General features: G+C 59.4%; 18 protein-coding genes and 1 tRNA gene. 7 read left to right on the top strand and 12 right to left on the bottom strand.

Annotated elements, in window-relative coordinates; all coding sequences use genetic code 11:
- Positions 1–25: 25 nt before the first annotated feature.
- On the top strand, positions 26–2,188 hold the full coding sequence (locus tag NWQ23_RS08645) for a ComEC/Rec2 family competence protein (RefSeq protein ID WP_306165882.1): 2,163 nt from the start codon (positions 26–28) through the stop codon (positions 2,186–2,188).
- Here NWQ23_RS08645 and lexA read toward each other — a convergent pair.
- From lexA to NWQ23_RS08610, 7 genes are all read right to left on the bottom strand, one after another.
- A complete protein-coding gene (lexA, locus tag NWQ23_RS08640; protein ID WP_306165881.1) occupies positions 2,182–2,868 on the bottom strand; it encodes a transcriptional repressor LexA in 687 nt (228 codons plus the stop codon). The genes NWQ23_RS08645 and lexA overlap by 7 nt on opposite strands.
- Before the next feature lie 98 nt (positions 2,869–2,966).
- A complete protein-coding gene (gene glp / locus NWQ23_RS08635) occupies positions 2,967–4,139 on the bottom strand; it encodes a gephyrin-like molybdotransferase Glp (RefSeq protein ID WP_306165880.1) in 1,173 nt (390 codons plus the stop codon).
- Positions 4,136–4,612 (bottom strand): cyclic pyranopterin monophosphate synthase MoaC, encoded by a 477-nt coding sequence (gene moaC / locus NWQ23_RS08630; protein WP_306165879.1) that lies wholly within the window; start codon positions 4,610–4,612, stop codon positions 4,136–4,138. The genes glp and moaC overlap by 4 nt, the downstream gene beginning before the upstream one ends.
- Positions 4,612–5,418, bottom strand: a complete 807-nt coding sequence (trpC, locus tag NWQ23_RS08625; RefSeq protein ID WP_306165878.1) for an indole-3-glycerol phosphate synthase TrpC — start codon at positions 5,416–5,418, stop codon at positions 4,612–4,614. The genes moaC and trpC overlap by 1 nt, the downstream gene beginning before the upstream one ends.
- Positions 5,415–6,056 (bottom strand): uracil-DNA glycosylase, encoded by a 642-nt coding sequence (locus tag NWQ23_RS08620; protein ID WP_306165877.1) that lies wholly within the window; start codon positions 6,054–6,056, stop codon positions 5,415–5,417. The genes trpC and NWQ23_RS08620 overlap by 4 nt, the downstream gene beginning before the upstream one ends.
- A complete protein-coding gene (gene trpD / locus NWQ23_RS08615; RefSeq protein WP_306165876.1) occupies positions 6,056–7,072 on the bottom strand; it encodes an anthranilate phosphoribosyltransferase in 1,017 nt (338 codons plus the stop codon). The genes NWQ23_RS08620 and trpD overlap by 1 nt, the downstream gene beginning before the upstream one ends.
- The gene (locus tag NWQ23_RS08610) at positions 7,069–7,650 is read right to left on the bottom strand and encodes an aminodeoxychorismate/anthranilate synthase component II (RefSeq protein WP_306165875.1); all 582 of its coding nucleotides are present in this window, start codon (positions 7,648–7,650) and stop codon (positions 7,069–7,071) included. The genes trpD and NWQ23_RS08610 overlap by 4 nt, the downstream gene beginning before the upstream one ends.
- 122 nt (positions 7,651–7,772) lie before the next feature.
- Here NWQ23_RS08610 and NWQ23_RS08605 point away from each other — a divergent pair, with 122 nt between their 5' ends.
- Entirely contained in the window at positions 7,773–9,344 is a 1,572-nt protein-coding gene (locus tag NWQ23_RS08605; RefSeq protein ID WP_306165874.1) for a divergent polysaccharide deacetylase family protein, read from the top strand.
- A gap of 21 nt (positions 9,345–9,365) precedes the next feature.
- Here NWQ23_RS08605 and trpE read toward each other — a convergent pair whose 3' ends face one another.
- From trpE to fabI, 5 genes are read right to left on the bottom strand one after another with little or no spacing between them, the layout of a single operon-like run.
- Entirely contained in the window at positions 9,366–10,874 is a 1,509-nt protein-coding gene (gene trpE, locus NWQ23_RS08600) for an anthranilate synthase component I (RefSeq protein WP_306165873.1), read from the bottom strand.
- Between the two features lie 8 nt (positions 10,875–10,882).
- Positions 10,883–12,754 (bottom strand): peptidylprolyl isomerase, encoded by a 1,872-nt coding sequence (locus tag NWQ23_RS08595; protein WP_306165872.1) that lies wholly within the window; start codon positions 12,752–12,754, stop codon positions 10,883–10,885.
- A 31-nt stretch (positions 12,755–12,785) separates the two neighbouring features.
- Entirely contained in the window at positions 12,786–13,961 is a 1,176-nt protein-coding gene (locus tag NWQ23_RS08590) for an aminotransferase (RefSeq protein WP_306165871.1), read from the bottom strand.
- A 22-nt stretch (positions 13,962–13,983) separates the two neighbouring features.
- Complete coding sequence (gene gpt / locus NWQ23_RS08585) at positions 13,984–14,487, bottom strand: xanthine phosphoribosyltransferase (protein ID WP_306165870.1); 504 nt, start codon at positions 14,485–14,487, stop codon at positions 13,984–13,986.
- Between the two features lie 9 nt (positions 14,488–14,496).
- Positions 14,497–15,303 (bottom strand): enoyl-ACP reductase FabI, encoded by an 807-nt coding sequence (gene fabI / locus NWQ23_RS08580; RefSeq protein WP_306165869.1) that lies wholly within the window; start codon positions 15,301–15,303, stop codon positions 14,497–14,499.
- Between the two features lie 152 nt (positions 15,304–15,455).
- On the opposite strand from fabI, the gene pdxH reads away from it, so the two are divergent.
- The 5 genes from pdxH to NWQ23_RS08555 all read left to right on the top strand — a co-directional run.
- Entirely contained in the window at positions 15,456–16,061 is a 606-nt protein-coding gene (gene pdxH, locus NWQ23_RS08575; RefSeq protein ID WP_306165868.1) for a pyridoxamine 5'-phosphate oxidase, read from the top strand.
- A gap of 113 nt (positions 16,062–16,174) precedes the next feature.
- On the top strand, positions 16,175–16,702 hold the full coding sequence (locus tag NWQ23_RS08570) for a cold-shock protein (protein ID WP_306165867.1): 528 nt from the start codon (positions 16,175–16,177) through the stop codon (positions 16,700–16,702).
- Positions 16,699–17,175: a DUF192 domain-containing protein gene (locus NWQ23_RS08565; RefSeq protein ID WP_306165866.1), complete on the top strand. Its 477-nt coding sequence runs from the start codon at positions 16,699–16,701 to the stop codon at positions 17,173–17,175. The genes NWQ23_RS08570 and NWQ23_RS08565 overlap by 4 nt, the downstream gene beginning before the upstream one ends.
- Positions 17,176–17,220: 45 nt before the next feature.
- Positions 17,221–17,297 (top strand) — tRNA-Pro (locus NWQ23_RS08560).
- 546 nt (positions 17,298–17,843) lie between these two features.
- Positions 17,844–19,944 (top strand): adenosylcobalamin-dependent ribonucleoside-diphosphate reductase (locus NWQ23_RS08555; protein WP_306165865.1); only part of this gene is annotated, 2,101 nt, incomplete at its 3' end.

Below are 19,944 nucleotides of genomic sequence, written 5' to 3'. Positions count from 1 at the left end.
AGCTTTCCGCTAGGGTCTGGCTCGGGTGAGGGATACGAAACTGCGGGGTGAAGGACAAGTGCGTGCAGCCTTGGAAGACGTGCTTCTTGCCCAACGGGGGGCGCTGATCGGCTGGGTGCCGGTCTGTTTGGGCATCGGGATCGGACTTTATTTCGGGCTGCGCCAAGAGCCTGACCTTCTGGTGATGCTTTGGCTGGGGCTTGCGATCATCTGCCTCGCGGTTCTGGCGCGGCTGGTGCATGTGGCCTATGCGCCTTTGGTCGTGGCGCTTTTGCTGATCCTGGCGGGTGTGGGGCTCGCGAAATGGCAAACCGATGCCGCTGCGGCGCCTGTTCTTGGTTTCCGCTATTATGGCCCGATTGAGGGGCGGATCGTCAATATCGACCGATCCGCCAGCGATGCAACGCGGCTGACGCTGGATCAGGTCGTCTTGGCCCGTATGGCACCGGAGCGGACGCCCGAGCGGGTGCGGGTCTCTGTGCATGGCACACAGGTCTACGCGCATTTCACGCCGGGCGATGTGGTCATTCTTACGGGCCATCTGTCGCCGCCCTCTGGTCCGGCAGAGCCGGGGGGCTTTGATTTCCAGCGCCACGCGTGGTTCCTGCAACTGGGGGCTGTGGGCTATACGCGCACGCCGGTCCTGCGGCTGGCAGCACCGTCACCAACCGATACAGCTACGCGGATATTTACGATCCGCATGTCCATTTCGAACGCCGTACAAAAGGCCATGCCCGGCGAGGCAGGGGCCTTTGCCGCAGCAGTCATGACCGGTGACCGTTCCGGCATGGGCCAAGAGACATTGGCGAACCTGCGCGCCTCTAATCTGGCGCATCTTCTGGCCATTTCCGGTTTGCATATGGGGCTTTTGACCGGCTTTGTCTTTGCGGTCGTCCGCTATGGGTTGGCCTTGGTGCCGGGCGTCGCATTGCGCTGGCAAACCAAGAAGATCGCAGCGCTTTGCGGGTTGATCGTGGGGGCCTTCTATTTGGCCCTGTCGGGGGGAAATGTCGCCACAGAACGCGCCTTTATCATGGTGGGCGTGATGCTGGTTGCGGTTTTGCTGAACCGGCGGGCAGTGACGTTGCGGGCGGTCGCGATTGCGGCGATCATTGTGCTGGTCTGGCAGCCTGCGTCGCTGATCGGGCCGGGGTTTCAGATGTCCTTTGCGGCGACAACCGCACTTGTAGTCGTCTTCGGCACCCTGCGCAGGTTCGACCTGCAGCGACTTCCACGATGGACGCGGCCGATCTTGTCGGTGGTGATTTCGTCCTTCGTGGCGGGGCTTGCCACAGCCCCTTTCGCTGCGGCGCATTTCAACCAGTTCTCGCACTACGGGCTGATCGCCAATTTGCTGAGCGTGCCGTTAATGGGTCTGCTGGTGATGCCCGCGGCCGTTCTGGCGGCATGCCTCGCGCCGCTTGGCCTGTGGGAAGTGGGCCTTTGGTTCATGGAACTGGGGCTGCGCTGGATCTTGTGGGTGGCGCAAACCGTGGCGGTCCAAGAGGGCGCGCTCAGCCATATTCATGCCCCGGACTGGCGGGTCTTGCCGGTGCTGTCGCTCGGGTTGCTGTGGTTCTTTCTGGTGCAAGGGCGGGTACGGCTTGCCGGTCTGGCGGCAGTAGTCGTGGCCGGCGTTCTGTGGCAGCAAACCGAGCGTCCGGCGCTGCTTGTCGCGGATGATGGGTCATTGCTGGGCTACATGGGGCCAGAGGGGCGGGCCTTGTCCAAGTCTTCTGGCAGTGGATTTGTCGCGGGGATCTGGCTTGAAAATGATGGTAATCCCGTCGCTCAGGCGGATGCGGCCGCGCGGGGCGGGCTGATGGTGCAAGGACGGATCGCGCAGGCAGATCTGGGAGGCTGGCGCATTTCGCAAGTTTCCGGCAAGACCGCCTTGGCCGAAATCGAAGGCTGCGGCGGTGCGGATATTCTCATCAGCAATCAGGTCGATGCGGTCAGCCGCCCCTGCGTGGTGTTTGACATCCTGCGCTTGCGCCAGACAGGGGCCTTGGCTTTTGACCTGACAGCAACGGGCGATCTTGAAATCACCTCGGCGCAGAGTGTCGTTGGCGCGCGCCCGTGGAATGCGAACCAGGGTGCGGTCGATGCCATCGCCAGTCTGCCCTTCGAGCAACAAAAAAGGGCCGCAGACGCGACCCTTCTTTCCGGAAATATCCCCGATCAGTAAGTGCGGATCAACCCGACAAGACGGCCTTGCACCTTGACCTGATCATCGCGGTAAACGCGGGTTTCATAGGCGGGGTTCGCAGCCTCCAGTGCAATGGCGCTGCCGTTGCGGCGGAACCGCTTGAGCGTTGCCTCCTGATCTTCAACCAAGGCCACGACGATATCGCCGTTATTGGCCACACTGGTTTCGCGGATCACGACCACATCACCATCGTTGATACCGGCTTCGATCATCGAATCCCCTTTGACTTCGAGGGTATAATGTTCGCCTGACCCCACCATCGACTGCGGCACAGAGACCGAGCGCGAGGCTTCGCTGATGGCTTCGATCGGGACACCTGCGGCAATCCGGCCCATCATCGGCAGATCAATGGACCCGTTTTCAATCCGGCGCGCGGCCACAGGGCGGCTGTCGGGCTTGTCGCCCTCGATCACCCTTGGGGTAAAGCCGGTTTTCGTCTGCATGGCATCTGGCAGCTTCACGATCTCGAGCGCACGGGCACGGTGCGCCAGACGGCGGATGAACCCGCGTTCTTCCAGGGCCGTGATCAGGCGGTGAATGCCGGATTTGGAGCGCAGGTCTAGCGCTTCCTTCATTTCGTCAAAGCTGGGAGGGACCCCGTCGCGCTGGACGCGCTTGTGGATGAACTCCAAAAGGTCGAGCTGTTTTTTGGTTAGCATCAGGCTGCTCCGTTGCCACGTTGTGCTTATGTTCTAGTCATGTTCTTGTTTTGTGTCAACGCTGCTGTGCAAAGCGGCCCGAACCGGGGTAGCAAGGATCACAGGCGGATAATCTCGATCCGGTCACCTGCACGCTTGGCAGGGTCGTTGATAGGCCGCACAGCAAGGCAGTTGGCATCGGCAAGAACGGTGAGCAGCGCACTGTCCTGCCGCGCAAAGATGGTCACCCCGTCGGGGCCCTCCGATGCGCGCATATAATGCTCGCGCGGTCCGTTTGCGGAGGCATCCTTGGCAAGGGTCGCGGTGACACGCGGGGCAGGGTCTGCGCCCAGACCCAGCATCTTGCGCATGACAGGCGCAAGGAAGACATGCCCGCAGACCATCGCAGACACGGGATTGCCCGGCAGGCCGATCATCGTGGCACGCCCCATCCGGCCCGCCATCAGCGGTTTGCCGGGGCGCATGGCGATTTTATAGAATGACCGCTCCAACCCTTTGGTTTGCGCCACAGCACCGACCAGATCGTGGTCGCCGACAGAGGCCCCGCCGATGGTGACGATCAGATCGGCATCGGCCGCCAGATCAAAGGCCAATTCAAGAGAAGCAACTGTATCCCGAGCGATCGGCAACAGACGGGCATGGCCGCCGAGGGTCCCGATCAGCGCCGCCAAACCATAGCTGTTCGAGGCGATGATCTGGTCATCGCTGGGCACTTCGCCCGGCTGGACCAGCTCATCCCCCGTGGCGATCAGTGCGACCACCGGTTTGCGTGTCACGGGCACCGTTGCGATGTTCATGGCGGCCAATAGGGCAATATCAGAGGGGCTCAGGATGCGGGGGGCCTTGATGGCATCGCCGGTTTTGAAATCCGCACCAGCAGGGCGCACATTCGGCGCGTCATTATCGCTGTCATCCAGCGTGATGACGCCGCCATCGCGCGTGACGTTTTCCTGAATGATGACATGGTTGGTGCCTGCAGGCAGGGGAGCGCCGGTAAAAATGCGCACGGCCTCACCGGGCAGGACGTGCCCTTGCCAGCCATGGCCAGCGGCGGCCTCGCCGACCACCCGGAATGTCCGGCCTGCACTGACCATGGCACCATCCACCGCATAACCATCCATCGCAGAGGCGGCAAAAGGGGGCTGGTTGCGCGCGGCCTGCACATCTTTGGCCAGCACGCGCCCGCATGCGTGGATCAAAGGCACGGTTTCGGCCTCCAGCGGTGAGACGAGCGCGAAAAGCTGCGCTAGGGCCTCATTCACAGTGATCATGGGTTTTCAAACCGTCCCGATTTGCCGCCATCCTTGAAGGTCAGGCGGATGCCTCCGATCTCCATATCTTTTTGCACGGCCTTGACCATGTCATAGACGGTCAGGGCGGCGGTGCTGACGGCGGTCAGGGCTTCCATCTCGACTCCGGTTTGCCCGCCGGTCTTGACCGTGGCGGTGATCCGTACACCGGGCAGAGCCGGATCGGGGGTGAGGTCCAAAGCGACTTTGGTGATGGGGAGCGGATGGCAAAGCGGGATCAGTTCGGCGGTTTTCTTGGCCCCCATGATCCCCGCGATCCGCGCGATCCCCAGCACATCGCCTTTGTCGGCGCGGCCTTCGGTGATCAGCGCCAGCGTTTCGGCGGTCATCGTGATGTGTCCTTCGGCCACCGCCACACGGGCGGTCACGGGCTTGTCCGAGACATCCACCATATGGGCCTTGCCGTCTTGGTCGAAATGCGAAAGGCCCGACATCACATGCCTCCGGTTGCAGGATTGGCGAGAAGCGTGCGGGTCGCCGCAGCCACATCATCCTGACGCATCAGGCTTTCGCCGATCAGAAAGGCGCGCGCGCCATAACGGGCCATATCAGCGAGTTCTGATGGTGTTGTCAGCCCGCTTTCGCAGACGATCATCCGGTCCGCTGGGACCAGTTTGGACAGTCTGCGCGTGGTATCTAGCGTGACTTCGAAGGTCTTGAGGTTGCGGTTGTTGATCCCCATCAAAGGCGATTTGAGCGCTGTGGCGCGTTCCAGCTCTGGCGCGTCATGGACCTCGATCAGGACATCCATGCCCCATGCAAAGGCCGCCTCTTCCAGTTCTTGCGCCTGCGCATCGCTGACGCTGGCCATGATGATCAGGATGCAGTCCGCATGCAGGGCGCGGGCCTCGGCCACCTGATAGGTGTCGTACATAAAGTCCTTGCGCAGCGCAGGCAGGTCCACGGCCGACCGCGCGGCAGTCAGATAGCTGTCATCACCTTGGAACGAAGGCGCGTCGGTCAGAACAGAAAGGCAGGTCGCGCCACCTTCGGCATAGGCTTGCGCCAATGCGGGCGGGTCGAAATCGGCGCGGATCAGGCCCTTGGAGGGGCTGGCTTTCTTGATCTCTGCGATCAGGCCATAACCTTCGCGGGTCGCGTCAGCCAGACGTGCGGCGAAACCACGGGTCGGCGGGGCCTCTTTGGCGCGGGCCTCGACCTCTGCCAAAGGTACGGCGGCCTTGCGCGCGGCGACCTCTTCCAACTTGTAGGTTTTGATCTTGTCCAGAATGTCGCTCATGGGTCCGCCCAGTTGATTGGCTCTTGGCCTTGATCAATAAGCCACTGGTTCACCTTTGAAAATGGGCGCGACCCGAAAAACCCGCGATGCGCCGAAAGCGGGGACGGGTGCGCGGACCGGATCACAAGGTGATCGGGGCCAAGATGCGTGGCATAGGCCTGTGCGGGGCCACCCCAGAGCAGGAAGGCCCGGGGGCGGGTGTCGAGCTGGTGCAAAACCTGTTTGACCAGTATGTCCCATCCCAGTTTGGCGTGCGCCTTGGGCTGGCCCTGCGGGACGGTGAGGGCGGTGTTCAAGAGCAAAACGCCTTGACCGGCCCAATCGTCAAGCGCGGTTCTGCTGCGCCTGAACCCCATATCACTTTGAATTTCCTTGAAGATATTGCCAAGACTGTCCAAGCGCCCGCCAAACCCCTGCGGGATCGAAAAGGCCAGTCCATCCGCCTTGCCGGGCGTATGGTAGGGGTCTTGCCCGAGGATCACGACCCGCGTTTGGTCCGGCTGACACTGCCTGAGTGCGGCAAAGGTCAGGGCAGGTGGTGGAAGGATGTCGGAACCGAGTTTGGCTGCAATCTTTGGGAGATCGGTGTCAAAGAAGGGCAGATCACGCCACGCGCCAAGCCCCCCCAGATCGAACATCAGGCGGCAGACGTAATGCGGGCCAAGGTTTCCAGCGCGGTTTTGGCCTTGCCGCTGTCAATGCTCTCGCGGGCGATCTCGACGCCGGTTTTCAGGCTGTCGGCCTTATCGGCCACGACCAGGGCGGCGGCGGCATTGAACAGAACCGCGTCGCGGTATGCCCCATCGGCCCCGTCCAGCAAGGCTTGCAGGGCGACGGCGTTTTCTTCCGGTGTGCCACCCAGAATATCGCGGAAATGGTGGACCGGAAGGCCCGCATCCTCGGGGTGGATTTCGCGCGACCTGACCTTGCCGTCCTCAAGCACGGCAACAGCGGTTGTCCCGCAGATCGTGATCTCGTCCGTGCCGTCGCTGCCATGCACGAGCCACGCTTTTTCCGACCCCAACTGTTGCAGGGTTTCGGCCATGGGATGGATCAGGTCGATGGCGAAAGCACCCGTCAACTGCCGCGTCACTCCCGCCGGATTTGTCAATGGTCCCAAAATGTTAAAGATCGTTTTGCATCCAAGTTCAAGCCGCACGGGGCCCACGTGTTTCATCGCAGGATGATGCATCGGCGCCATCATGAAGCCGATCCCGGCCTCGGCAATGGCGCGTTCCACCACCTCTGGACCGACCATGACATTGATACCAAGGGCAGATTGCACATCAGCGGTGCCGGATTTGGACGACAGATTGCGGTTGCCGTGTTTGGCGACCGGCACGCCTGCGCCGGCCACGACAAAGGCCGTCGCGGTCGAGATATTCAACGTGTGTTTGCCATCGCCACCGGTGCCCACGATATCCATCGCACCGGCGGGCGCTTTGACAGGCACGCAATGCGCGCGCATCACGGCAGCAGCGGCGGCATATTCGGAAACAGATTCGCCCCGCGCCCGCAGCGCCATCAAAAACCCGCCAACCTGCGCAGGCGTGGCCGCCCCCTCGAACAGATAGCCGAATGCCTCTTCGGCCTGCGAGCGGGACAGTGGTCCTTCAGAGGCTGCGTAGATCAGGGGCTTCATCGCGTCGCTCATGCGGGAACCTTTGTCATTTTCAGAAAGTTGTTCAAGAGCTTGTGACCGTGTTCGGAGCGGATGCTTTCAGGGTGAAACTGGACGCCATGGATCGGCAATGTGCGGTGTTGCAGGCCCATGATGGTGCCATCTTCCAACTCTGCCGTGACCTCAAGACAATCGGGCAGGGTGGCGCGGTCCACGATCAGGGAATGATAGCGGGTCGCCTCGAACGGGCTGGGCAGTCCTTCAAACAGGCCTTTGCCACCGTGGTGCATCTGTCCCATTTTGCCGTGGACGATCTCGTGACAGCGCACGACATTTCCACCAAAGGCCTCGCCAATGGCCTGATGACCCAGACAGACGCCCATCAGCGGCAGTTTCGTCTCGGCGGCGGCATGGACCAAAGCCAGACAGATGCCGGCCTGCGCCGGATCACAGGGCCCGGGCGACAGCAGGATTGCTTCGGGACGCATCGCCATAGCTTCTTGCACATCCAGCGCATCATTGCGTTTGACCACGACTTTGGCGCCCAGTTCACCAAGGTAATGAACAAGGTTGTAGGTAAAGCTGTCGTAGTTATCGATCAAAAGCAGCATGGTGAAATCCCGCGCAGGTGGAAAAAGGGGCTACCGTCTGTGGACAAGAGGACGGTATAAGACCGCTTATACATGGGCCAGGGCGCAGCGCGGCGTCAAGGCGGAACTACGGGGTTTTAGATTTGATACGAGGCTTCATAAAGGGCACGCTTTGGGCAGTCGTACTTGGCGGTGTCATCCTGAGCTTTGTCTCATTGATCAACGAACAGCCCATTTTTGCCGAGGGGCCACCTGCGCCGCAACTGGTTGCACCATCGTTGACTGTCGACAGCCCGACACCGTCGGTTTCGGTCACTGTGGCTGAGGAACAAGCGCCGCAGTTCGCCCCGATTTCCCCGCGAGTTCCAGAGCCCGTCGCCCAGGAGACCACGCCGGAAATCACCACAGCACCCGTTGCGCCACCGCAAACAGCACAAGTGGATACGGCACTTGATCTGCCCGCAGATACGGCGGAGCCAGAGCTTGCGCCACGCGCTGATGCGACGATTGCCGGCGCTGTGCCACAGGCCCCCTCCACCTTGGATGTGCAAAATGCAGCGCCGCAAGCCCCTTTGTTGGATGCGGGCATTGCCGATGCGCCGGTCCCGCTGGTCATCGAGGCCGCGCCCGAAGCAGAGAATGAAACACAGACCACTGCCGCAGCTACGCCGGAAGAGACACAAGCCCCGCTGATTGTCATCACAGAGGCCGCACCGGAACCATCCCCGATCGAGACCCCTGTGGACAGCGAAAGTAATGCTGTGGCTGACGTGCCTGCGCAAGCTCAGGCCGCGCCTGCGCCTGCGCCTGCGCCGGTGGCCGAGACGCCCGCGCCGCTGATTGCAGAGGTTGCACAGATGCCCGAAGTCTTCACGCCCGAGCCTGCGCCGGTTGTCACTGAAACAGTGCAGGACGCAGGGGCGGAGCCTGCGACGCAGCCAGGTCCTGCGGTCCGGATCAACAGACCGGGCGCAGTTCCCGCGGCCCCGCTGGATGATGCAGCAGAGGCCGTTGACGCGGATACGGTTCCAGCGGATGCACCTGCTTTGCTGCGCTTTGCTGCCCCGTTCGAGAATCCGGAAAACCTGCCGCTGATTTCCGTCATTCTGCTGGACGAGGGGGCGATGTCGGACATGGCGCAAGCCATCGCCGCTTTGCCCTTTTCTCCAACAATCGTGGTGGATGCGCTTGCTGAAAATGCGGGCAGTCGCGCGGCGATCTATCGTGCTGCGGCAGCGGAAGTGGCCGTGCAGTTGTCATTGCCCGCTGGTGCGCAACCGACCGATGTCGAAGTCGCATTCGAGGCTGCCTTTGGCATCGTGCCGGAAGCGACAGTGCTGTTTTCCGATGGCACCGGTACGCTTCAGGATGATCGCCGTGTCACAACGCAAGTGATGCAGATACTGGCGGCCGAGGGGCGTGGTTTTGTCTCTGTGCAACGCGGATTGGGCAACGCCCTGCGGGTGGCTGGCCAAGAGAGCGTTCCGGTCGCAACGATCCTGCGGGATTTCGATGGTGCGGGCGAGGATGCGGGCGCGATGACTCGGGCGCTGGATCAATCTGCATTTCGGGCCCGTCAAACCGGTGCGGCGGTACTACTGGGGCGTCTGACGCCGCAAACGCTTGCCGTATTGGCGGATTGGTCTTCAGATATTGATACCCAGACGCTCTTGATTGCGCCAACCTCTGCGATCCTCTTGGCGCAAGACGAGTAATCGTCTGACGCCGCTTGAAACTCAGTTGCCGCTGCCGCGAAACATCGTGGCATCTGCTGCGGCCTTGCGGATCGCATTCGATTTATGGACGGTTTCCTGATACTCGGCCTCGGGGTCGCTGTCATAGACAACGCCGCCACCCGCTTGAATATAAAGCTTTTCATCCTGCAAGACGGCTGTGCGCAGGGCGATGCACATGTCCATGTCACCGTTGGCACTGAAATAACCGCAGCCACCGCCGTAAACACCGCGTTTTTCGGGTTCAAGCTCGTCGATGATCTCCATTGCGCGGACCTTGGGCGCACCTGATACGGTGCCCGCCGGCATCCCCGCAAAGAACGCGCTGAGCGCATCCTGATCATCGGCCAATTCACCCACGACATTGGAGACGATATGCATCACGTGGCTGTAGCGCTCGACGATGAACTGTTCGGTCGGCCGCACGGTGCCGATCTTGCTGACCTTGCCGGTGTCGTTGCGGCCCAGATCAAGCAGCATCAGATGCTCGGCCAGTTCTTTCTGGTCTGCCATCAGATCGGCCTCGTTGGCGTTGTCTTCGGCGGGGGTCGCACCGCGGGGGCGGGTGCCTGCGATGGGGCGGATGGTGACCTCTTTACCGAACACCCGCACAAGGATTTCGGGGCTGGCCCCGATCACCTGAAAACCGCCAAAGTTGAAGAAGAACATGAAAGGCGAAGGGTTCGTGCGGCGCAGCGAGCGGTAAAGTGCAAAGGGGGGTTCACGAAAATCCTGTGTCCAGCGCTGCGACGGAACCACCTGAAAAATATCGCCCGCGCGGATATAGTCTTTGGCCTTCTCGACCGCCGCAAGATAGGCGGCATGGGCAAAGTTCGACTGCGGTGGGGCGACTGCTGCGGGCTCTGCCAGACTGCGCGCTTCACTGGGCATGGGGCGTTCGAGGGCGCGTTGCGCATCCATCACCCGCTCTGCGGCTTGGGCATAGGCCGCGCGTGCGGAGAGGCCCGCGTTCACATAGGCAGGTGCCACAAGGATCACGTCACCTTTGACGCCATCCAGAACCGCCACCACCGATGGACGCAGCATCATCGCATCCGGCAGGCCCAGCGGGTCGGGGTTCACATCGGGCAGATGCTCGATCAGGCGGATCATGTCATAGCCCAGATAGCCAAACAGACCGGCAGAGGCCGCAGGCAGGTCAGCGGGCAGATCAATGCGCGATTCCGCAAGCAGGCCGCGCAGGGCCGTCAGCGGATCATCCTCGGATGTGACAAATCCCGCATCATCAAAACGGGCATTGCGGTTCACGCGCGATGCGGTTCCCCGGCATTCCCAGACCAGATCGGGGTTCATGCCGATGATCGAATAGCGCCCGCGCACTTCGCCGCCCGTCACGCTTTCCAGCATAAAGGCATTCTTGCCCGCACCCGAGAGTTTCAGCATCAGCGACACAGGCGTGTCGAGATCTGCCGCGATGCGCGTATAGACAACCTGATTTTCACCGGCCTCGTAGGCGCGGACAAAGTGGTCATAGTCTGGCAAAAGGGCCATGGGTGCGCCTATTGGAACTGCGCGTTGACCGCGTTGATCGTCGCTTGGTTAAGGTTCTGTTCGGTCTGTTGCTGCAAGGTCGTGGCATAGGCGTCAAAAAGATCCTGTGCGATGCCCGATGCCGCCGTATCTGCGACGGCATCTCGCTGTGCCACGACGGTTGGATCGGCCAGATCCGGCTGCGCGATATCGTCAAGCCGCACAATCAACGCACCCTCCAAGGCATCAATCACACGCACTTCGCCGATGCTCATCTCAAAGATCTGCGCATTGAACCCCGGAGGGGTGCCTTCGATAAAGCTGCGCCGCGTCATGCCCTCTTCGACGACTGGAACCAGTCCCAGTGTTTCAAATCCCGTCAAGGGCAGGATGTCGGCGGCGATCTCTTCGGCTCTGGCGATGACGGCCTCTTGTTCTGCCTGTGCCATCCATGCCGCGATGACCTGTTCGCGGACATCCTCAAGCGGTTGGAGCTGCGGTGGCGTGATTCCATTCAACGTCAGCGCGAAAATGCCGCCATCCGAGAGATCGAAAATCTCGGCAAACTGGCCCTCTTGGACAAGGGCAGCTTCGCGCCGGAAAGCATCATAAGAGGCGATTCCTTCGCTGTTGTCAGGTGTCCATGAGATTGTGCCCAGTTGCATGTCGGTCCGTTCGGCAAGGTCGGCCATCGTCGCACCGCCCGCCAACAGATCAATGATCTGGTCGGTATTGTCATTGATGAATTCCCGTGCTGCCTCGGCTGCCAGTTCTTCACGCAATTCAGGGGCGGCCTCTTCCAGCGGGGTTTCCTGCGCGGCAAGAACCGCATTCATCCGAAACAGGGCAGGGCCAAGGGTCGAATTGAAGGGGCCAACCACTTCGCCCGTCTCTGCGGCAAAGACCGCATCACCGGCGGCGCGCAGGTCCTCGCGGCTGACGTCACCCAGATCAATGTCGGTCAGCGCAAGGCCCCGTTCGGCGACCAGTTCTTCGAAAGTGACCTCACCTGCATCAAGACGGGCGCGTGCATCTTCGGCGCGGGCCTGATCCAGATAGACCAGACGTTCCACCAAACGACGTTCCGGCTGGACGAAGTCGCTCAGGCGCTGCGTGTAAAGCTGTTCGACTGCCGCATCTGTCACTGTCATGTCGTCAAGGATCATGGACGGTGTCAGCCAGACATAAGTGATGTCGCGCGCTTCGGGGAGGGTGAAGGCCTCGGGGTTTGCATCATAATAAGCCTGCTGTGCCTCTGGCGTGGCACCGGGGACCGGTGCTGTGAGCGCATCCGACCCGACGGCTGCCCATGTAATGCTGCGCGTTTCGCTCAGGTATTGGACGAGTGCATCGGCATAGGGGTCTGGCGTCGGGATGCCGCTGACCACAGCCGCCTGCAGCAAGCTGCGTGCAACCTCTTCGCGAATGCCAGCTTCAAATTCGGCGGCGGTCTGACCGGATTGCTGCAATGCCAGCCGATAGGTCTCGCGGTTGAAGCCTCCAGCGCCCTGAAACGACGGAATGGCCTGCAGCCGCGCAAAGACACGTTCATCCCCGACCGAAACACCAAGCGCGGCGGCTTCGTTGTCGAGGGTGCGCAGCAAGACAAGCTGGCTGAGCGCGCGCTGATCAAGGCCGAATTGCTGGGCCTGCTGGAATGTAATCTGCTGGCCAAACTGGGCAGACAAGGCGCGGATCTGTTCATTCAGCGCGCGCTGATAGGACGCCACAGAGACTTCCTTGTCACCCACCGTGCCGATGTTGCGGATGTTCCCGCTCAGGCCACCTGTGCCAAACCCTGCAAGACCAAGCAGGATAACGCCCACGATGATCCATGCGCCGTACCGAGGTTTCTTTTTGTCTGCCATGTCTTCGACTGCTCCGCCCGCTGATTGGCGCATGAATAAGGGGCTGGACGCAGGGGCGCAAGGGTCAGAGCGACAGTGATGACAGCCTGTTGAAAAGCGTCTCGACACCAGCGCGGTCAATGTTGGCAAAGGCGATCCGCAACTGGCTTTCGCCGCCTGCCACATCGTCGGGCATAAACATCGTGCCGGGCAGCAAAAGCACGCCAACTTCTTTGACAAGGCGCGGTGCCAGATCGGCAGAAGACATCTCAAAAGGATGTTTGACGTAGGCAAAATAGGCGCCGCAGCCCAAAAGCTCCCATCCTTGCGCGGCAAGCACGGGGAAATAGTCGTTGATGGCCGCGCGCCGGTCGAGGATTTCCAGTCGTTCACCCGCGAGCCAGTCACCCAAATGCTGCATACCCCAAAGTGCGGCCCGTTGCCCCAGTTGGTTGGGGCAGATCGTGACTGTGTCCAGAAACTTTTCGATCTCGGCAAGCCGCGCGGCACTGGCGATGACGGCACCGACACGATGACCGGTCAGCCGGTAGGCTTTGGAAAAGGAATACAACTGGATCAGCGTGTCATCCCACTGCGCGTCTGAAAAAAGATCATGAGGTGCGCCAGCGCGGCTGTCAAAATCGCGGTAGGTCTCGTCGACGATCAAAGCGATGCCCCTGGCGCGTGCAAGATCGACGAAGGCCCGCAGGACCGTGGCGGGATACTCCACTCCGCAGGGGTTGTTGGGGCTGACCAAGGCAATGGCGCGGGTCTTGGGCGTGATCAGCTTGGCCGCTTCACCGGGGTCAGGGATCATGCCTTGGCCCACTGTCAGCGGCACGGTTTTCACGCCGGACATATCCAGCCACATGCGGTGATTGAAGTAGTAGGGGACCGGTACAATGACCTCGTCACCTTCGGTGCAAAGCGTGGTGATCACCGCAGCAAACGCCTGATTGCACCCTGACGTGATCGCAACCTGATCTGCACTGACCTGACCGCCATAGCCTTGCGTCCATTGCCTGGCCACTTCTGCGCGCAGCTCTGGCAGACCCAGCACAGGCCCGTAAAGATGGGCGGCGTCGTCATTGAGGATCATCTGCGCCATTGCTTCGCGCATGGCCAGAGGGGGCGGATCGACCGGGGCTGCCTGACTGACGTTCAGCAAGGGCTGATTGTCGGGAAGGATCACACCATCCAACCAGCGGCGGGCCTCCATGACAGGGGGGGCGAAGGTGGTTGCGGTGCGTGGCACTGTCATCGTGGTTTCCTGAGCAGGCGGATCAATCCTTGCCGCGATAGGGTTCTACATATTGCAGCGCCATATCCCATGGAAAGAATATCCACGTGTCCTGGCTCACTTCGGTGATGAAGGTATCGACCTGCGGGCGGCCTTTGGGCTTGGCATAGACCGTTGCAAAATGCGCCTTGGGATAAAGATTGCGCACCAGTTCAAGGGTTTTGCCGCTATCGACCAGATCATCAATAATCAAGATACCGGTGCCGTCGCCCATCAGGGCCGCATCCGGCGCCTTGAGGACCTTTGCCTCTGACTGGTCCTGATGGTCGTAGCTTTTCACGCTGATCGTATCGACCGTGCGAATGTCCAATTCACGCGCCGCGATCATGGCTGGAGCCATGCCGCCACGGGTGATCGCGACCACAGCCCGCCATGCGCCATTGTCGGGGCCATGTCCGTCCAGACGCCACGCGAGCGCTCGGCTATCACGATGGATTTGATCCCAGCTGATGTGGAAGCCTTTTTCGTGGGGCAGACGCTCGGTCATGGGATTGTCCTATTCTTTGGTGATATCTGGCGCGTCAACGGCCTTCATGCCGACGACATGATAGCCTGCATCCACATGCAGGACCTCGCCGGTGACGGCGCTCCCGAGGTCAGACAAAAGATAGAGAGCGGATTTGCCGACCTCTTCTTGTGTGACGGTCCGGCGCAGCGGAGAGTTATATTCATTCCATTTCATGATCAGACGAAAATCTCCGATGCCGGAGGCCGCAAGCGTCTTGATCGTTCCGGCGCTGATCGCATTCACGCGAATGTTGTCTTTGCCCAGGTCTTCGGCGAGGTACCGCACAGAGGCCTCGAGTGCGGCCTTCGCCACGCCCATCACATTATAATGTGGCATCACTTTCTCGGCGCCGTAATAGGTGAGCGTCAGGCAAGACCCGCCATCGGTCATCATCTTTTCCGCGCGCTGAACGACGGCGGTGAAGGAGTAGACCGAAATATCCATCGAGGTCAGAAAGTTGCCGCGCGTGGTGTCGACATAGCGGCCACGCAATTCATTTTTGTCAGAATAACCAATGGCATGCACGATAAAGTCCAACTTGCCCCAGCGCGTTTCGAGTGCCGCAAAGAGCGCGTCAATCGAGGCCTCGTCGCCCACATCACAGGGCAGCACGATATCTGATCCGACAGAGGCAGCCAGAGGGTCGACACGTTTTTTCAAGGCGTCACCCTGATAGGAGAAAGCGAGCTCTGCACCGGCATCGGCGCAGGCTTTGGCGATTCCCCATGCGATCGACTTATCGTTGGCAAGACCCATGATCAGGCCGCGTTTGCCTTCCATTAACCGTGATGTCATTGCCTGATCCTTTTGCAGTTCTTCTCTTGATTTGCATCCCGTTTAGGCGATTGCAAGTAAAGCAGCAAGTAGCTGAACAATCTCGTAAAATGGTTGCCACTGTCTACAATTATGCCTAAGTCTGTGATTGGGGGTTTTGTTAAGGATCAGCAATGTCTGACCGACACGGCATTTTTGCGGGAAAAGACCCCTTTGACATTGCGCGGCAATGGCTGGATGCCGCGTGCGAAACTGAACCCAGTGACCCCAATGCAATCGCGCTATCAACAGTGGATGCCGATGGTTTGCCAAATGTGCGGATGGTACTTCTCAAGGACATCGAGATGGACGCATTTGTCTTTTACACCAATTACAATAGCGCCAAAGGTCAAGAAATTGCGCAATCTGGCAAAGCGGCTTTTGTTATGCATTGGAAATCTCTTGCGCGGCAGATAAGGGTGCGCGGGCTGGTGAGCAAAGAGGACGGGCCCAAGGCTGATGCCTATTACAAGTCGCGGTCGCTCAAGAGCCGGCTTGGCGCTTGGGCTTCGTCCCAATCTCAGCCGCTAGACACACGTGCGTCATTGATTGCGGACGTGGCAAAGGTAACATTACAAAAGGGTTCGGATCCGGAACGTCCGCCCTTTTGGGGCGGTTTTCGGATTGTACCTCTGGAAATCGAGTTTTGGTCAGATGGTGCATTTCGACTGCATGACCGGTTTCGGTGGTCACGCAAAAAAGCCGATTCCGAGTGGGACGTTATTCGGCTTTCTCCATGAGTGTCATATTTTGTCATGATTGAGTGTTATTGGACGAGTCATGCCGGTTTGAAAGACAACGAAAAAAAGGGGGTTACAGCTTGGACGAGGCTGTTGCCCGAAGGGAAGAATAGATGAACACGCAGGACACCGGCGCACAACGGCAGGTGAATGGACAGGTAAAGTGGTTCGACCCCACAAAAGGTTTTGGCTTTGTCATCGCGGATGATGGTGGGCCCGATATTTTATTGCATGCAAATGTTTTACGTAATTACGGACAAGGGTCTGTCGTGGACGGATCGGCGATCAAGATTATCGTGCAGGATACGCAGCGCGGTCTTCAGGCGATCGAAGTGTTATCCATCAAGCCGCCAGAAACGAGCGAAACTTTGCCTTTGCGGGACATGGTAGAATTTACGCCCGAAGATATTGCAAGCAAACCGATTGAACCCGCGCGGGTCAAGTGGTTCGACAAGGCAAAGGGCTTTGGTTTTGCCAACGTCTTTGGCAACAATGATGACGTGTTCATTCATGTCGAGGTTTTGCGCCGCTCGGGTCTTTCTGATTTGCAATCGGGCGAAGCCGTGGGGCTGCGTATGGTTGATGGCGAACGCGGGCGCATGGCGATAGAGGTCATCGGCTGGGAGGCCGCCGCAAAGTGAGAGCGCTTGTGTTCTCGGTCTGCGCGGCCTTGTTCGCCCAGCCGCTCTGGGCCGTTTGCGCCGACGATAAAGTGACCATCACCGGTGATTTTGGTCAGGCCAACTTTACTGTCGATGTTGCCGATGATGCTGCGGAACGTGCCCGCGGTTTGATGTTTGTCGAGGCCATGCCGACTTTGACGGGTATGCTTTTCGTCTACGAACGTCCGCAAACTGTCAGCTTCTGGATGAAGAATACATTGATCCCGCTTGATATGCTGTTCGCCAGCCCAACGGGTGAAATCCTGCGCATCCATGAGAATGCGGTTCCCGGCGATCTGACACCGATACCCGGTGGCGATGGCGTGCAAATGGTCCTTGAGATCAACGGTGGACTATCCGCCCGTTTGGGCATCGCGGCGGGGGATGTGATGCAACACCCCAGCTTTGGCGCGGATGCTATTTTGCCTTGTGTCGAAAAGAGTGACGGTTAGGGCTTTTCAAATCAGTTTGGTGGGGCTAAAGACACCGCCATGGTTCGGGGCGTAGCGCAGCCTGGTAGCGCATCTGTTTTGGGAACAGAGGGTCGGGAGTTCGAATCTCTCCGCCCCGACCACTTCACAACATTCTTGACGAGCGCCCCATCAGACACACGTCTGGTGGCCCGATTGCGGGTGGCAAATTTGTCATTCATCTTACGTTAATCAAGGTTAAGAATCAGGCGAAAGCCATTAACCTTGTTCACAGGTTGCCTGAAGCTTTTGCCCTAAACCTGCTGACTCTAACGCTTTCTGTTGAATTGGCGCGGCGATCAAAATGTGGACAAGCCTGTGGGTGAATCGGTGGTCCCTTTGCCGCCCATTTCAATCAAGACACGTCAACTCATTTTATCTGCATTTTGTGTTAAAAATCCGTTGACCCACTAGGGCTAGTTGCGTCAGGTTGTGCGGGCTGACAACCGCAGCACAAGATGTGGTGTCGGCTCGGGGACAGTTCTATCGGCGGGTGCATCAAAACAGGCACCGTTTTGTTTAATCCGATCTTTGATCGGTACGGGAAGCATTCGCCATCAAAAGATTTGTTCCAAACGTAGTTTGCGTCGCTTGAGCGGCGGGGTTGACAATAAGCCGCAACGACGGCGCAGAAAAATGGGGCAGATCCAATGAAAATTGATCGTAATTTCACGAAATCCGGCAAGGACGCTTACGCAGAGCTCGACTTCAAGACGACGACATCTGAAATCCGTAACCCGGATGGCACCATTGTTTTCAAGCTGGATGATTGCGAGATTCCTGCCGGATGGAGCCAGGTCGCATCCGACGTGATCGCACAGAAATATTTTCGCAAGGCAGGCGTGCCTTCCGAAGTGAAAAAAGTAAAAGAGAAAGGCGTGCCCGCGTTCCTGTGGCGCTCCGAGCCGGCAAAAGGCGCGACCTTCGGCGGTGAGACATCCGCCAAGCAAGTGTTCGACCGACTGGCTGGCGCCTGGGCCTATTGGGGTTGGAAGGGCGGCTATTTCACAACCGAAGAAGACGCGCGCACCTATTTTGACGAAATGCGCTATATGCTGGCAACCCAGCGTGCGGCACCAAACAGCCCGCAGTGGTTCAACACCGGCCTGCACTGGGCTTATGGCATCGACGGTCCGGCCCAAGGCCATTATTATGTGGATTACAAGACAGGTGAGCTGACAAAATCGGCCTCATCCTACGAACACCCCCAGCCGCACGCCTGCTTTATCCAGTCTGTTGCGGACGATCTGGTCAATGACGGCGGGATCATGGACCTCTGGGTCCGCGAAGCGCGTCTTTTCAAGTACGGCTCTGGCACCGGCACCAACTTCTCGTCTTTGCGCGGCGAAGGCGAGGCGCTGTCGGGTGGCGGTAAATCATCCGGCCTGATGGGTTTCCTGAAAATCGGTGACCGCGCGGCAGGCGCGATCAAATCGGGCGGCACGACACGCCGCGCGGCAAAGATGGTTATCGTCGATGCCGACCACCCCGATATTCAGGAATTCATCAACTGGAAGGTCATCGAGGAACAAAAGGTGGCGTCTATCGTCGCCGGTTCCAAGATGCATTCGCGCTATCTGAATGCGATCTTTGCGGCGATCAAGTCATGGGATGGGGCAGAGGCTTCTGCCTATGACCCAAAGACCAACGAAACGCTGGCCGCGGCCGTCAAGGACGCGAAACGCTCTGCTATTCCAGAGACTTACATCAAGCGTGTGCTGGACTATGCAAAACAGGGCTATACGAGCATCGAATTCCCGACCTACGACACCGATTGGGATTCCGAGGCCTATTCCAGCGTCTCCGGCCAGAACTCCAACAACTCGATCCGCGTGACCGATGCCTTCCTGAAGGCGGTCGAAGAAGACGCCGACTGGAAACTGATCAACCGCCGCAACGGCGAAGTCGCCAAGATCATCAAGGCGCGCGATCTGTGGGAGCAGGTCGGGCATGCCGCTTGGGCCTGTGCCGATCCGGGCATCCAGTATCATGACACCGTGAACGCATGGCACACCTGTCCCGAAGACGGAGCCATCCGTGGGTCAAACCCTTGTTCCGAATACATGTTCCTTGATGATACGGCCTGCAACCTTGCATCGATGAACCTGCTGACCTTCTACCAGAACGGTGAATTCCAGGTCGAAGACTATATGCATGCCACCCGTCTCTGGACGATCACCTTGGAAATTTCGGTGATGATGGCACAGTTTCCGTCCAAGGAAATCGCGCAACGGTCTTATGACTTCCGCACGCTGGGCCTTGGCTATGCCAATATTGGCGGTCTGCTGATGAACATGGGTCTGGGTTACGACAGCGACGAAGGCCGCGCGATGGGCGCTGCCCTGACCGCGATCATGACCGGTGTCTCCTACGCCACCTCTGCCGAAATGGCGGGCGAACTGGGGGCCTTCCCGGGCTACAAGAAAAACAGCAAGCACATGCTGCGTGTGATCAAGAACCACCGTCAGGCCGCATTGGGCAAGAAGACCGGCTATGACAAACTGGACGTCAAGCCTGTCCCTCTTGACCATGCCAACTGTCCTGACCAGCGGTTGGTCGCTTTGGCTGTTTCTACTTGGGACGAAGCACTGGCCCTTGGTGAAAAGCACGGCTATCGCAACGCCCAAGTGTCCGTCATCGCGCCAACGGGCACGATCGGTCTGGTCATGGATTGCGATACCACAGGGATCGAGCCTGACTTTGCGCTGGTGAAGTTCAAGAAGCTGGCCGGTGGCGGGTATTTCAAGATCA

The sequence above is a fragment of the Yoonia sp. genome (assembly GCF_030731595.1).
Lineage (GTDB): Bacteria > Pseudomonadota > Alphaproteobacteria > Rhodobacterales > Rhodobacteraceae > Yoonia.
This window is presented reverse-complemented; position numbering and strand designations above follow the sequence as displayed.

Excerpts from the sequence above, each read along its gene's own strand:
- lexA (WP_306165881.1), bottom strand. The coding sequence starts at position 2,868 with ATGCTAACCAAAAAACAGCTCGACCTTTTGGAGTTCATCCACAAGCGC.
- glp (WP_306165880.1), bottom strand. The coding sequence starts at position 4,139 with ATGATCACTGTGAATGAGGCCCTAGCGCAGCTTTTCGCGCTCGTCTCA.
- moaC (WP_306165879.1), bottom strand. The coding sequence starts at position 4,612 with ATGTCGGGCCTTTCGCATTTCGACCAAGACGGCAAGGCCCATATGGTG.
- trpC (WP_306165878.1), bottom strand. The coding sequence starts at position 5,418 with ATGAGCGACATTCTGGACAAGATCAAAACCTACAAGTTGGAAGAGGTC.
- NWQ23_RS08620 (WP_306165877.1), bottom strand. The coding sequence starts at position 6,056 with ATGTTCGATCTGGGGGGGCTTGGCGCGTGGCGTGATCTGCCCTTCTTT.
- trpD (WP_306165876.1), bottom strand. The coding sequence starts at position 7,072 with ATGAGCGACGCGATGAAGCCCCTGATCTACGCAGCCTCTGAAGGACCA.
- NWQ23_RS08610 (WP_306165875.1), bottom strand. The coding sequence starts at position 7,650 with ATGCTGCTTTTGATCGATAACTACGACAGCTTTACCTACAACCTTGTT.
- trpE (WP_306165873.1), bottom strand. The coding sequence starts at position 10,874 with ATGGCCCTTTTGCCAGACTATGACCACTTTGTCCGCGCCTACGAGGCC.
- NWQ23_RS08595 (WP_306165872.1), bottom strand. The coding sequence starts at position 12,754 with ATGCGCCAATCAGCGGGCGGAGCAGTCGAAGACATGGCAGACAAAAAG.
- NWQ23_RS08590 (WP_306165871.1), bottom strand. The coding sequence starts at position 13,961 with ATGACAGTGCCACGCACCGCAACCACCTTCGCCCCCCCTGTCATGGAG.
- gpt (WP_306165870.1), bottom strand. The coding sequence starts at position 14,487 with ATGACCGAGCGTCTGCCCCACGAAAAAGGCTTCCACATCAGCTGGGAT.
- fabI (WP_306165869.1), bottom strand. The coding sequence starts at position 15,303 with ATGACATCACGGTTAATGGAAGGCAAACGCGGCCTGATCATGGGTCTT.
- pdxH (WP_306165868.1), top strand. The coding sequence starts at position 15,456 with ATGTCTGACCGACACGGCATTTTTGCGGGAAAAGACCCCTTTGACATT.
- NWQ23_RS08570 (WP_306165867.1), top strand. The coding sequence starts at position 16,175 with ATGAACACGCAGGACACCGGCGCACAACGGCAGGTGAATGGACAGGTA.